This is a genomic window from Flavobacterium orientale (assembly GCF_014638005.1).
GTDB classification, from domain to species: domain Bacteria; phylum Bacteroidota; class Bacteroidia; order Flavobacteriales; family Flavobacteriaceae; genus Flavobacterium; species Flavobacterium orientale.
In genome coordinates, this window is record NZ_BMFG01000004.1 from 155,324 (window position 1) to 168,073 (window position 12,750).

Genomic DNA, 12,750 nt, shown 5'->3' on the forward strand with positions numbered 1-12,750 from the left:
CTACTAAAATGGATACGGTAAAAAAACTAAACAAATGGGCGAACGCACACACGAGTTATCCCATTGATGCGTTGCGTATTGGTTTGGGTGTATTTCTATTTTTTAAAGGAACCACATTCCTAACCAACAGTCAGTATTTACTGGACTTATTTGAACCTTTCAACAACTTTGGCGGAGCCATGTTGGTGATACACTATGTAGCTTTTGCTCATCTGGTGGGTGGTGTGCTGATAGCGGTGGGTTTACTCACTCGATTGTCTATCGTGACACAATTGCCTATACTCTTTGGAGCAATACTCATAAACTTTGTCGGTGAAATGAATTACAACAACTTTGTTGTGGCTACTTTATGTTTGGCTTTGTGTATTTTTTTCTTGATTTACGGTAGCGGAAAGCATTCAGCCGATTATTTTTTTAAGATGGGACAATAACATCTAACACTACGTAAATGAAAAAACTAGGCATCCTATGTTGTTTACTTACGCTGTCATTTTCCTCTTGTTCGGATGATGACAATAACAACAACATCTCATTAGATTTGTTATTAAAAAAATGGTATTATGTAAGTTATGAGTTTGAAGGTGATACCTTTCCCTACGAACATGAACTTTGTGCCCGCGATTATATAGAAATACAATCGGGCGGCGTAGCTAAAGACGTCCTTGTAGCATTTTGCGGGGATCCTATTACTTACGATATTGCTACCGGCACTTGGACCTTGAATGGCACGAACTTCACGGTTACCTTCAATGAGTTGGAACTCTATGTAATTACCGGAACTATTACCAATCTAACCACCACTACCCTCCGAATAAAAGCACAAGAAGACTTTGACGATGACGGCACTATGGAGACGTATTATGTGAATTTTACGTCGATTTAGTCTGCATCAACGTGCTTTATGAACGGGTTACCTACGAGGCTACGTTTTAGTAGTTTAAAAACAAACAAGTACACGTTACCAAACAAAAAAGCTCTGTATTTACAGAGCTTTTTTATAGTGTATCTTTTATAATTTCTTTTAAATCACAAACTTACTAGCTGTTTCTTTACGGATAATCTTTCCTGTAGGGGTCTCTTCGAAATGTTTTACGAAGTGGACTTCTTTGGGTTTTTCGTATTTGTCGAGTACATCAAAGACATTGTCATCGATTGTGATCGGTTCGCCTTCCACAAACAGCACCAGCTTTTCTCCTAACACGGGATCGGGTTTGCCAATTACAAAATAACGGGCGGGAATGCGGGTTGCCAATTTCTCTTCGATTTGTTCAGGGATTAATTTGATACCACCACTGTTGACTACGTTGTCAAAACGTCCTAGCCAGATGAATTGGTTTTCTGAAACCATCTCCACGACATCATTGGTTGCAATCAGTTCGTCATTGATATTGAACGCTTTCAGCAACAAGCAGTTGTTGTCGTCTTGCGAGATAATCACATTCGGGAACACGGTGAAGGCTTCTTCCCCTACTCGCTTTGCGGCGATGTGTGAGATGGTTTCGGTCATTCCGTAGGTCTCGTAGATTTCCGATTTGATTTTCTTCAGTTTTTGCTCCAAAGGTTTAGTGATTTTGGCACCCCCAATGATTATTTTTTTAACCCGATGTAATTTATCTAAGGAATATTGAGCTTGCAGTGGCACTAAGGCGGTGAAATCATAATCGTATTCGATGCGTTCCAACGGTTTCGAGCTCGGAGCCACGAAGTCAATTTCCAATCCGATGATGAAGCCACGTACTAACATCATCTTTCCTGCCACATAACTGGCGGGAAGGCAATGCAAGACTTTATCTCCGGGTTGTAATCCGAAGTAATCTCCGGTAGCCAAAGCGGAATGCACCATGGCTTGTTTTTCCACTCGGATCATTTTTGGAATACCGGTGGAACCTGAGGTGCTCATTTCGATATACGTCTTTTCATCAAACCAATCCAATAGGAAGTCGCCCACGGGTTTTTCCCAGTCTTCGCCTTCTTTGATGAAACTATAGGCTATACGACATAAGTCGTCGCGGTTTAATTGAAAGCCGTTTAATTTGAATCGGTTGTGTACATTTTTATAACTTGGTGTCATAGTGAAAAAGTGTTTTTAACGTAACAGTTTTGTTTTTTTTCTTTAACCACATAGAGACATAGTTTTCAGGGCTGATAAAGACGTTTCACTCATTTTGAGGAAATCATAGCTATGCGAAACGATAATTGGGCTATCTATACCTTTATTCTATGTATCTATGTGGTTTAATTTTTTATTGTTTTTTTTCTTTAACCACATAGAGACATAGTTTTTCATAGCTTTTGAAGACGCTTTGCTCAATTAAAGTAAAACATAGCTATGCGAAACGATAATTGGGCTATCTATACCTTTATTCTATGTATCTATGTGGTTTAATTTTTATTATTCTATTGATGATTATATGTTCCTATACAACTTATTGTATTCTTTAATTGGGTAAAACGTCAGTTGGTTCGGGTAACTTTCCGGTTAGTTTTTCCTTCCAGTTGGTCCATCCGTACTTTTTACCAAAAATAACTAAAAGAATCGGAAAAATAACTACAACAGGTAAAAGCACATCTACCCCTGCGGAAGGTTCTGAAATGTCTTTAAAAATGGAATGGGTCTGAAAGGCGGTCCAGTCTGCAGTTACCAATAACGCCCCTACGAGGTTGTTGGCAGCATGGAAACCCAGGGCCAATTCTAATCCTTCATCCATTAGCGTGATGATACCGAGGAAGAAGCCCGTTCCTATGTAATAAATCATGATGACTGGGCCCATTTTTCCCACTTCGGGATTGGCAATGTGCATTAATCCAAATGCTATTGAGGTGATGAGTAAAGGAATCAACCGACTTTTGGTTGCCACACCAATGCCTTGCATGAGGTAGCCTCGGAATAAATATTCTTCAAAGCTGGTTTGTAATGGGATTAGTATAAGAGCTAAGAGTAAGAAACTAAAAAAAGGAATGGGTTTAAAATTCCATACAAAATCGTCGGGACTTAGGTAGAAAAACAACAAGGTTGAGCCGATGGTGATTAAAGCCCATACGGTAAAGGAAAAGAATATCCGTTTCCAATCTATTTTGGGGCGTGCGGTTGTTAAGCTTCTGATGGTTTGCTGGTGGACGAACTTTACCCAAAAGAATAAACAGAAAAGACCAATGGACAAGGGTGCGATTAACAACACGAAAGCTACATTGGTTCCCATTTGCTCTATCAAGGTTTGGAGTACTTCTTCTACGTTTATATCTTTTGTGGTGATGTAATTGAAGATGATAAGGCCCAGAAAGCAGAGTGGTATGGGTAAATAGAGAAATAGGTCGAATTTTTTGTTATTGATTTGTTGGATGTACATGATAGGCAATTTTAGAAATTCAAATATAAGGGGTGTGGATTGATTTTTTGTTATGGGGGGTGAAAAAAATGTGGGTGGAGCTGCCTACTGCGTAGGAGGTTCCTATTTCGTCTGCGACATCCCGCGGAATGACACAACTTTGGGGGGAGCTGCCTACTGCGTAGGAGGTTCCTATTTCGTCTGCGACATCTGGCGGAATGACAAACTGTGTGGGGGGTTCCTACTGTGTAACTTTATTTCAATGACTAAAGAGAAGGATGATTGTTACAAGTCGAGAAAGGTCATTTCCTTGTTTTGGGTGTGAATGAGGTTTAGTTTTTTTTCTCTTGTCCAAGATTTGATTTCTTTTTCTCTTGCTATTGCTTCTTGTATCCAAGTAAATTTTTCATAGTATACGAGGTGGTATACTTGATATTTTGTTGTGAATGCGTTTGGGTTTAAACTTTCTCTGTGTTGTGACAAGCGTAGTTTGAGGTTGTTTGTTACTCCTGTATATAATACTGTTTTGTATTTGTTTGTTAGGATGTAGATGTAGTATGTGTGGTAACCTTGTTGGTTTTGTATCATGGTTTTATGGCGTTTATGAAGTAAATTTAATAAAAAAAGATGCTATAATTGCTCAATAGTAGCTGTTTTTTATGAATGACAAACTTTGGGGGGCTGCCTACTGCGTAGGAGGTTCCTATTTCGTCTGCGACATCCCGCGGAATGACAAACTGTGAGGCCAAACTGGGCGTGATAAGTTGGGTGTGATGCGTTTGCGTTAAGGGTATTCAAAAAAATATCTTACAATTTTTTTAACAGAAATAGGATAGCAAAGTATTTTCTTTGTAAAAAAAGAAGGATATGATACAAATTTACCATAATCCGAGGTGCGGGAAATCCAGAGAGGGACTGGCACTAGTGGAACAATCAGGGAAACCGTTTGAAGTGATTCTTTACTTAAAAGACACGCCTACTCTTGAGGAGTTGGAGGTGCTGGTTTCGAAATTGAAAGTAGCTCCTATTGATTTAATCCGTCAGAAAGAGAAGATTTGGGTGGAAGCGTTCAAAGGTAAGTCCTACTCAGACAAGGAGTTACTGGAAATCATGGTTAGTCATCCTATTTTAATAGAACGCCCTATCGTGGTGAATAACAACAAAGCCGTTATTGGCCGACCGCCTTCTACTATAATCGATTGCATTTAGATTTAATTGGGATTCATTTAACAAATGTTTGTGAAATGTACACTAAACCTTAGTCTAATTTTGCGGTCTAAACACTCATAATCAACTTTCAATTCATGATGAATTACAAATCAATTCTTAGTTTACTGTTACTTGCCGTAACGTGTATCTCATTTGCACAACAACGTCCGGACGCTAAAAAAATAAAAGTAACCGGAAAAGTAATCGACAAAATGTCGTCACAACCCTTAGAGTATGCCACCATAGTGTTTGAAAACTCCAGAAGACCAGAGATGGTTTCCGGTGGAATTACCGATTCAAAAGGGGAATTTGATATCGAAATCAATGCCGGTACGTATAACGTAAGAATTGAATTTATCTCTTTCAAAACAGTAGAATACAAACAACGCAGTTTGCAGGATAACACCAATTTAGGCACCATCATCCTTTCCGATGAAACGACGGCTCTTGAAGGTGTGGAACTACGTGCGGAACGTTCAACGGTTGAGATTAAGTTAGACAAACGTGTTTATAACGTGGGTCAAGATATGATGGTCAAAGGAGGTACAGTGAGTGATGTGTTGGATAACGTACCGTCAGTATCTGTGGATGTAGAAGGAAATGTGAGTTTGAGAGGAAATGAGAATGTTAGAATATTGATTGATGGACGTCCATCAAATGCGATTAACGTGACTGATGCTTTGCGTTTGCTTCCTGCCGATGCGATAGACAAAGTGGAAGTGATTACGAACCCTTCCGCTCGTTATGATGCAGAAGGTGGTGGTGGTATTATCAACATCATTTTGAAAAAAGGAAAAAATCAAGGCGTAAACGGTACGGTAACTGTGACTGTTGGAGAACCTGAAAACACAGGAATAACCGGAAGTTTCAACTTGAAATCAGAGAAGTTTAATATTTTCACCACGCAAGGTTACAGTAAGAGAAACAGTCCGGGTAACTCGATGACTGATTCTGAATTGTTGAACCCGGCTACCGGAGAAACGATTGGTTATTTAGACGAGCGTCGTTTGAACAGCAGAATACGAGAAGGTTATAACGGTAGTTTTGGTGCGGAATGGTATTTAACGGACAACTTAACGTGGACCAATACGTTATCCTATCGTAGAGATACCGGAGGCAATCCCGATGAAGTATTATTTTATGAATATGACGCGGATAGAAATTTTCTTGGTACCCGAAGACGATTTAATGACCAATTGAACAAAGGTGAGAATGTAGAATTTGCTACCAACTTCACACAAAAATTCAAAAAAGACGGACATCAATTGAATGTAGACTTTTCTACCTCTATCAACAGAGATAACGATTCCTCGGCTATTTTTGATTTTACCAATCAAATTACGGATAATATCCAACGCCAAAACAAAAACTTAGTGCAGTTGGATTATGTTTTACCTTTAACCGACGACATGCGTTTTGAAGCCGGTTATCGCGGTGATTTTACTGATGTAGTGACTGACTTTAAAGTAGCGACTTTTGATGATGGTGCGGATGACTTTTTACCGGACCCTCGTTTTACCAATATTTTTGAATACAAAGAATACGTAAATGCTTTTTATACCCAATTTGGCTCTAAAATCAGCAAGTTCTCTTATTTGTTTGGTTTGCGATGGGAAGATTCCAATATTGAAGTGAACCAATTGGCCACGGACGATTTCAACAACAAACGCTACAACAACTTTTTCCCATCGGCCTTCTTTGCTTATGAGCTATCGGAGTCGAGTAATGTTTCGTTGAGTTATAGCAGAAGAATCCAACGTCCGAGAGGTCGTTTCTTGAATCCGTTCCCGAACTTATCGAGTAACATCAACATCTTCAGTGGAAATCCGGATTTAGATCCAGCCTTGACCCATGCGGTGGATTTTGGTTATTTAAAACGTTGGGATAAAGTAACTTTCAATACGTCACTTTACGGAAACAAAACGGATGATGTATTTAGTTTTATCCGAAGAGAATCGGGTGATTTTGTAGATGGCATTCCTATTATTTTAAGTGGTCCTGTTAACTTGGCTACGGAATACCGTTTGGGATTTGAATTTACCTTAAACTACAGTCCATATAAATGGTGGCGTTTGAACGGTAACTTCAATTTCTTCAGAAATGAAACGCAAGGAGAATATGCTTACACCAATTTTCAAGATGAAGAAGTGGTTATTGACTTAGACAACGTGGCCACGGGATGGTTTGCTCGTATCAACTCCAAAATAACCTTACCTTATAAAATTGATTTACAAACCAATGCTACGTATAATGCTCCGCAAAAAACCTTCCAAGGAAGAACGTTGGGTGTGATAAGTGCCAACATGGCTTTAAGTAAAGATGTATTGAAAGAAAAAGGTACGATTGCGTTTAACGTAAGTGATATTTTCAACAGTAGAAAAAGAATCATGGAGACGAATTTACCGAGTATCAATTCGTACAGTGAAATGCAATGGAGAGAGCGACAAATCAATTTGTCATTCACCTACCGATTCAACAGACAGAAAAACGAACGTGACCGTCAGCGACGTGAAAACGGAGAAGACAACGGTGACTTCATGGGGAAACCATAATAATAACAAAAAGGGACGCAATAGCGTCCCTTTTTTAGTAATCAATTTAATTAATTAAGCTGATTCTTGTGCTTTTTTAGCTCTTTTCTCTTTGATTAATTCCATGATAGCACCGCCCAACCAATAGTGAACAAATCCTATTAAGAATATCATCAACCAAAAACCGATGGTTAAAATGGTCAAGAAAAGAATAAAGCCTAAATACTGTTGAAATTCAAACATGTTTTCCGGAGTTTTTCGAATTCAATCACAAAGATATAGCAACCATCCCATTTTATCAACTTAAAATAAAAATATTTTTAAAAAGTGGTTGTTAATAAGTAAATTTACGGTTGAAAGGGTTAATTGGTTAATCGGTTAGGCTAATTACTAGTCACTAATTACTAATCACTAAATACTAAATACTAAAATAATGAACTACCGTATAGAGAAAGACACGTTGGGTGAAGTACAAGTGCCGATAAATGCTTATTGGGGAGCTCAGACGGAACGGTCGCGAACTAATTTTAAAATTGGTCCCGTGGGTTCGATGCCGTATGAAATTATTGAAGGGTTTGCCTATTTAAAGAAGGCAGCTGCTTATGCGAATTGTGACTTGGGGGTTTTGGCTACAGCAAAACGCGATGCCATTGCTCAGGTTTGTGATGAATTGTTGGCAGGGCAACTTAGCGACCAGTTCCCGTTGGTGATTTGGCAAACCGGCTCGGGTACGCAAACCAATATGAATGTAAATGAAGTGATTGCTAACCGAGCTCAAGTACTAGCAGGCTTTGCCATTGGTGAAGGAGAGCCGGTGCTGAAAGCAAATGATGACGTGAACCAATCGCAGTCGTCCAACGATACGTTTCCCACCGCGATGCACATTGCCAGTTATAAAGTGTTGGTAGAAAAGACAATTCCGGGTATTACGAAGCTTCGCGATACGTTACATGAAAAGGCATTAGAATTTCAAGCTATTATTAAAATTGGACGTACCCATTTAATGGATGCTACTCCCCTCACCTTGGGTCAAGAATTTTCGGGGTATGTGTCGCAATTGGATCACGGTTTAGCGGCACTGAACTACACCTTACACCATTTATCGGAATTGGCATTGGGTGGCACCGCAGTAGGCACAGGCTTGAATACTCCAAAAGGCTATGACGTAAAAGTGGCTGCTTATATTGCCGAGTTTACCGGATTGCCTTTTATCACTGCCCCTAATAAATTTGAGGCCTTGGCGGCACATGAAGCCTTGGTTGCTTCGCATGGAGCCTTGAAGCAATTGGCTGTTGCTTTATACAAAATAGCCAACGACATCCGAATGCTGGCTTCAGGTCCGCGTTCGGGTATTGGCGAACTCCTTCTTCCTGAAAACGAACCCGGTTCGTCTATCATGCCGGGGAAAGTAAACCCTACACAATGTGAAGCCTTAACGATGGTTTGTGCTCAAGTATTTGGAAATGATGTTACCCTCACATTTGCCGGTTCGCAAGGTCATTATGAATTGAATGTTTTTAAACCCGTATTGGTGGCCAACTTTTTGCAATCTGCCAATTTATTAGCCGATGCTTGTGTTTCCTTTACGGATAATTGTGCGGTGGGCATTGCCCCGAATACGAAACGAATTAAGGAATTAGTGGACAACTCGCTGATGTTGGTTACGGCCTTAAATACCAAAATCGGCTACTATAAAGCGGCCGAAATAGCTCAAACCGCCCATAGAAATGGTACGACTTTAAAAGAAGAAGCGGTACGATTGGGGTATGTTTCGGAGGAGGATTTTGATCTGTGGGTTCAGGCGGGGGATATGGTTTAGGTAGTGATTAGTGATTAGTGAATAGTGATTAGTACTGATTGGTGATTGTAAATTTTTTGTAAAGCAGGGATAGTATATCCCATCTGCATCTTCTTTCTTCTACCTCCCTGCCTTTGTAAACTTTATGATTTTGTTCTATCGGTTTCTTTTTTAGCTACTTCGGCGTGTTCCAGATGGGTTCTTAACGTGCGTAGTTTGCTTGAAGCCCAGGTTCTGATGTCACCATCTTCTGAATCGTTGGCTGCTTTTTCAAATAAATCTACGGCATCTTTATGATGATCGACCATCATTTCACTGTAGGCTTTATCAAAATCATTAGCTGTTTTACCTGCTAAATCATCGTAGTTCTTTTTTGATCTTTCGGTGATTGACGTTGGTATGGTTACTGATTTTGATTGGGACAAAGTAGTTAGTTCTCTAAGGGCTTGACTGTGCTCGTTTTCCATCATTTTTCCCAGTTCTTTGACATGAGATGACGTTCCTTGTTGTTGGGCTAATTTTCCCAAGCTGATTTCTTCCAATTGCATTTCAGCCGCTTCATTCAAAAACTTGGCGTTGTCGTCGTTTTCAACCACCAGAATTGTTTCATCGTCAATAGTGTTATTATTGGCACTATTTTCATAGTCTGCATCTGTTCCTACTTCGTCAGCTCTGTTATCCTTGCAAGCGGTAGCCAAAGCAAGTGTTCCAGCCATGCAAATTGAAAACAGGAATAGTGCATTTTTATTCATTGTATTTTTCATAATTGTATTTTTTTATAATTTTTATAAATAAGCAAGGGATTACTACAACCCCTTGCTTATAGTTTTTTATTTAATAGTGTATTTCCTCACCACGGTTGTTTCTCCAATTATCTTGCAAGTATTCGGCATCTTCACTATTTCTTGGGGTCACTGAAATAACTACATTACCTTCTTCGATACCTGATTCATATAATTTGGCTCTAGCTTCCGGAATACCTGAACCCACTAAGGCTCCAATCACACCACCCGCTAATCCACCTGCACCGGCTCCAGCCAATCCTGCTGCAATCGGACCGGCGATTAAAATTCCCAATCCGGGAATCACTACACTGGTTCCAATCGCTGCAATAACACCTACAACAGCACCGATAGTACCGCCAATAGCTGATCCTTTTCCGGCATGTTCTGCTGCTTTGGTTCCGATTTCCGTTTCATCGGACATATCTTCATTGTAATGCGTTTTTCTTGTTTCATCCGACATTACTAAGTTGATATCATCTTTTGAATAGCCTCTTTCATTCAGTGCATTATAGGCGTTTTCAGTACTCTCACGGTCACGAAACATACCGGTTAATACTCTACTGTCACTTCTGTCGTTTCTGTCAGAAGTTCTGTTTACTAAATCTCCATTCTCATTTCTTGAATTTTCCATTTTTAAAATTGTTTTTAGATTACTTGTTCAGGTTTTAGTTGGCACCTTATGGTTGCATTATTTTATTTAAGTTATTGTTTTAAAGTAGTTTAACTACTATTACCTTATCTATCACTTATGCTAAAACAGCACCTGTAAGACACTTTAAACTACTTGTTTTTACTTATGCTTTTTTTTCAGCAGCTTCCATATTGATGGCATCCACTGCCACTTCGGTTAATTTTACATCGGCTTGCTTTTCTTCATTTAAAGTAGCATCCAATAATTTTACCGCATCTTTTAATCCGAGTGTGTGGGCAAATTGGCTCAATGTTCCATAAGACGCAATTTCATAGTGTTCTACTTTTTGAGCGGCAGAAATAATTCCTGCATCACGCATCGCACCGGGTTCGCAGGCTTCCATAATATCTTCCGATTCTTTCATCAAACCTGCCATTGCCTCACATTTTTCAGCTTCTGGTTTTTTACCCAAGATTTTAAAAATCTGTTCCAAACGATTGGCTTGTTCTTCTGTTTCGGTAAGGTGACTTGTCAATGCTTCAATCAATTTTTCGGATGTGGCCTTTTTAATCATCTTCGGAATTGCTTTGGTCAACGCCTTTTCTGCCCAATAGATATCTTTAAGTTCATCTTCAAATAATTTCATTAGTTGCGAAGATTTCATTTTACTTGTTGAAGTAGTTTGGTTTTTAGGGGCCGTTTTTAATTCACCGTTTTTACTGAAATTTGTTTTTGTTGTATTCATCTGTTTTTATAATTGATTGTTACTGTGTATGCGTTTTTGCTACTTTTTATGTGTTAAGAGCAGTTCTTTTTATCTCAAACAAAAAGCGTTTACAAAGGTGGGATGCAATCTTATTTTTCTCATTGTATCATTTATACAAATGGTTGTATTATTTACATATGATGGTTGTAGTATTGTTTAGAAAGAGAAGTAAACTTCTGAAAAATAGGGCTTTACTATCGGGCTACACGGTGATTTAAAGGGAGATTTCTATTGTTTATTTTAAGGTTTGTGTCTGTCTTTATAATTATTTCATTATATTTATATCAAATAAGACTAATCCTTAAACAAATCATAATGAAAAAAACACTACTCTTATTTTTTGGACTATTGTTGGTTTTCAGCTTTCAGAGTGAAGCTCAGGTTACTGCAACGTTAGGTATTCAAACAGGTGCTTCATCCACCAATTCTCTATTGTCAACAAGTACTACAGTGAATCGTTATTCCAGAACTATGTCGCTGTATACCGCTTCAGAAATTGTTGCTGCGGGTGGATTATCAGGAACCATTACCAGTTTGGCATGGAATAAAGCCGGAGTAGGTGAATATCCCTTTGGCGATGCGTATATCAAAGTATATATAAAACATGTCACCCATAGCAATTGGGCTAGTGTACCGTCATGGACTACTGAAGTAAATGGTGCCACCGAAGTTTTTACCTCATCTACTTACAGCATTCCGGCGGGAACCGGTTGGAAAGAAGTACCTTTTACCACCTCTTTTGAATGGAATGGCACCTCAAATATTGTCATTTTTGTGGAATGGCACCGTCCGAGTACGCCTACGGGCGATATTGCCTGGGGACGATCTACGGATGCCACAATGAATGCCACCCGTGTTGGAAGTACAAGTTTGGATGCTTTAGTCATGTTGATTAATTCCAATAGACCTTTGGTACAATTGACCATTACACCTAATACGGCCAATTTGGATGATGCTATTCGTTCTACCTTCCAGCTGTATCCAAATCCGACAACCAATATACTGTTTTACAGTTCAGAGCAACCCCTTACCAACTATGTACTCTATAATGCAAATGGACAAATCATCAAAGAAGCGGATTTTACAGCTACAGAAGGTGAGATTAATGTAGCCGATCTCGCATCAGGTATGTATTATATTAAAATCATTTCAGCTGATAAATCGGAAGTATTCAAATGGGTTAAATTATAACCTCTCCATTTTAACTTGTCTGCGGTCAGGTTGATTGTACCTTTAAAAATTCGCGTTGGGTAAAATTAGTGTCACTATGATTTTTTTAAAAATAGAATCAAACTAACCACATAGATTCATAGGAAAAAGGACATAGAACCAATGCTTGGTTTCGCATAGCTGTATGTTTCTCTAATTGAGCGAAGCGTCTTTTAGAACTCAAAATACTATGTAACTCTATGTGGTTAGAGAAAAAACAAACAAGAAAAAAATTGAACCACATAGATACATAGGAAAAGGACATAGAACCAATGCTTGGTTTCGCATAGCTGTGTGTTTCTCTAATTAAGCGAAGCGTCTTTTAGAACTCAAAATACTATGTCCCTATGTGGTAAGAGAAAAAAAACAAACAAGAATAAATTGAGCCACATAGATACATAGGAAAAGGACATAGAACCAATGCTTGGTTTCGCAAAGCTGTGTGTTTCTATTTGGTTTAAAAAACTAGAAAATTTAATTACATCCTAAGGGTTT

At 38.9% G+C, this 12,750-nt stretch carries 13 protein-coding genes; 6 read left to right on the top strand and 7 right to left on the bottom strand.

The annotated features are described in order from the left end of the window. The first annotated feature begins 8 nt into the window (after positions 1 to 8). Positions 9 to 431, top strand: coding sequence for a DoxX family protein (locus IEV15_RS06815; protein WP_188361768.1), 423 nt, complete (start codon positions 9 to 11; stop codon positions 429 to 431). Between the two features lie 17 nt (positions 432 to 448). After that, positions 449 to 883, top strand: a complete 435-nt coding sequence (locus IEV15_RS06820) for a lipocalin family protein (RefSeq protein ID WP_188361769.1) — start codon at positions 449 to 451, stop codon at positions 881 to 883. 138 nt (positions 884 to 1,021) lie between these two features. On the opposite strand, the gene IEV15_RS06825 is transcribed toward IEV15_RS06820, so the two are convergent. The 3 genes from IEV15_RS06825 to IEV15_RS06835 all read right to left on the bottom strand — a co-directional run bounded on the left by IEV15_RS06825 (position 1,022) and on the right by IEV15_RS06835 (position 3,914). Continuing rightward, positions 1,022 to 2,071, bottom strand: a complete 1,050-nt coding sequence (locus IEV15_RS06825; protein ID WP_188361770.1) for an AMP-binding protein — start codon at positions 2,069 to 2,071, stop codon at positions 1,022 to 1,024. A gap of 367 nt (positions 2,072 to 2,438) precedes the next feature. Next, positions 2,439 to 3,347 carry a CPBP family intramembrane glutamic endopeptidase gene (locus IEV15_RS06830; RefSeq protein WP_188361771.1) on the bottom strand — a complete coding sequence of 303 codons (909 nt, stop codon included), beginning with the start codon at positions 3,345 to 3,347 and terminating at the stop codon, positions 2,439 to 2,441. 264 nt (positions 3,348 to 3,611) lie between these two features. Beyond that, entirely contained in the window at positions 3,612 to 3,914 is a 303-nt protein-coding gene (locus IEV15_RS06835) for a GIY-YIG nuclease family protein (RefSeq protein ID WP_188361772.1), read from the bottom strand. Positions 3,915 to 4,193: 279 nt separating this feature from the next. On the opposite strand from IEV15_RS06835, the gene arsC reads away from it, so the two are divergent. Both arsC and IEV15_RS06845 read left to right on the top strand, forming a co-directional pair. Beyond that, positions 4,194 to 4,535 (top strand): arsenate reductase (glutaredoxin), encoded by a 342-nt coding sequence (arsC, locus tag IEV15_RS06840; protein WP_188361773.1) that lies wholly within the window; start codon positions 4,194 to 4,196, stop codon positions 4,533 to 4,535. Between the two features lie 95 nt (positions 4,536 to 4,630). Further along, positions 4,631 to 7,087, top strand: a complete 2,457-nt coding sequence (locus IEV15_RS06845; RefSeq protein WP_308418838.1) for a TonB-dependent receptor — start codon at positions 4,631 to 4,633, stop codon at positions 7,085 to 7,087. 54 nt (positions 7,088 to 7,141) lie between these two features. On the opposite strand, the gene IEV15_RS06850 is transcribed toward IEV15_RS06845, so the two are convergent. Beyond that, complete coding sequence (locus tag IEV15_RS06850; RefSeq protein ID WP_188361774.1) at positions 7,142 to 7,309, bottom strand: hypothetical protein; 168 nt, start codon at positions 7,307 to 7,309, stop codon at positions 7,142 to 7,144. Between the two features lie 190 nt (positions 7,310 to 7,499). Here IEV15_RS06850 and fumC point away from each other — a divergent pair, with 190 nt between their 5' ends. Beyond that, a complete protein-coding gene (gene fumC / locus IEV15_RS06855; protein WP_188361775.1) occupies positions 7,500 to 8,885 on the top strand; it encodes a class II fumarate hydratase in 1,386 nt (461 codons plus the stop codon). 122 nt (positions 8,886 to 9,007) lie between these two features. Here fumC and IEV15_RS06860 read toward each other — a convergent pair whose 3' ends face one another. From IEV15_RS06860 to IEV15_RS06870, 3 genes are all read right to left on the bottom strand, one after another. Next, entirely contained in the window at positions 9,008 to 9,628 is a 621-nt protein-coding gene (locus tag IEV15_RS06860; RefSeq protein ID WP_188361776.1) for a DUF4142 domain-containing protein, read from the bottom strand. Positions 9,629 to 9,698: 70 nt separating this feature from the next. Then, the gene (locus tag IEV15_RS06865; RefSeq protein WP_229734113.1) at positions 9,699 to 10,280 is read right to left on the bottom strand and encodes a hypothetical protein; all 582 of its coding nucleotides are present in this window, start codon (positions 10,278 to 10,280) and stop codon (positions 9,699 to 9,701) included. A 163-nt stretch (positions 10,281 to 10,443) separates the two neighbouring features. Beyond that, positions 10,444 to 11,025 carry a YciE/YciF ferroxidase family protein gene (locus IEV15_RS06870; RefSeq protein WP_188361777.1) on the bottom strand — a complete coding sequence of 194 codons (582 nt, stop codon included), beginning with the start codon at positions 11,023 to 11,025 and terminating at the stop codon, positions 10,444 to 10,446. Positions 11,026 to 11,361: 336 nt separating this feature from the next. Between IEV15_RS06870 and IEV15_RS06875 the strand changes: the two genes are divergently transcribed. After that, entirely contained in the window at positions 11,362 to 12,237 is an 876-nt protein-coding gene (locus tag IEV15_RS06875; protein WP_188361778.1) for a T9SS type A sorting domain-containing protein, read from the top strand. The last annotated feature ends 513 nt before the right edge of the window (positions 12,238 to 12,750 follow it).

Coding starts and splice junctions, on each gene's coding strand:
- IEV15_RS06815 (WP_188361768.1), top strand. CDS start 9: ATGGATACGGTAAAAAAACTAAACAAATGGGCGAACGCACACACGAGT.
- IEV15_RS06820 (WP_188361769.1), top strand. CDS start 449: ATGAAAAAACTAGGCATCCTATGTTGTTTACTTACGCTGTCATTTTCC.
- IEV15_RS06825 (WP_188361770.1), bottom strand. CDS start 2,071: ATGACACCAAGTTATAAAAATGTACACAACCGATTCAAATTAAACGGC.
- IEV15_RS06830 (WP_188361771.1), bottom strand. CDS start 3,347: ATGTACATCCAACAAATCAATAACAAAAAATTCGACCTATTTCTCTAT.
- IEV15_RS06835 (WP_188361772.1), bottom strand. CDS start 3,914: ATGATACAAAACCAACAAGGTTACCACACATACTACATCTACATCCTA.
- arsC (WP_188361773.1), top strand. CDS start 4,194: ATGATACAAATTTACCATAATCCGAGGTGCGGGAAATCCAGAGAGGGA.
- IEV15_RS06845 (WP_308418838.1), top strand. CDS start 4,631: ATGATGAATTACAAATCAATTCTTAGTTTACTGTTACTTGCCGTAACG.
- IEV15_RS06850 (WP_188361774.1), bottom strand. CDS start 7,309: ATGTTTGAATTTCAACAGTATTTAGGCTTTATTCTTTTCTTGACCATT.
- fumC (WP_188361775.1), top strand. CDS start 7,500: ATGAACTACCGTATAGAGAAAGACACGTTGGGTGAAGTACAAGTGCCG.
- IEV15_RS06860 (WP_188361776.1), bottom strand. CDS start 9,628: ATGAAAAATACAATGAATAAAAATGCACTATTCCTGTTTTCAATTTGC.
- IEV15_RS06865 (WP_229734113.1), bottom strand. CDS start 10,280: ATGGAAAATTCAAGAAATGAGAATGGAGATTTAGTAAACAGAACTTCT.
- IEV15_RS06870 (WP_188361777.1), bottom strand. CDS start 11,025: ATGAATACAACAAAAACAAATTTCAGTAAAAACGGTGAATTAAAAACG.
- IEV15_RS06875 (WP_188361778.1), top strand. CDS start 11,362: ATGAAAAAAACACTACTCTTATTTTTTGGACTATTGTTGGTTTTCAGC.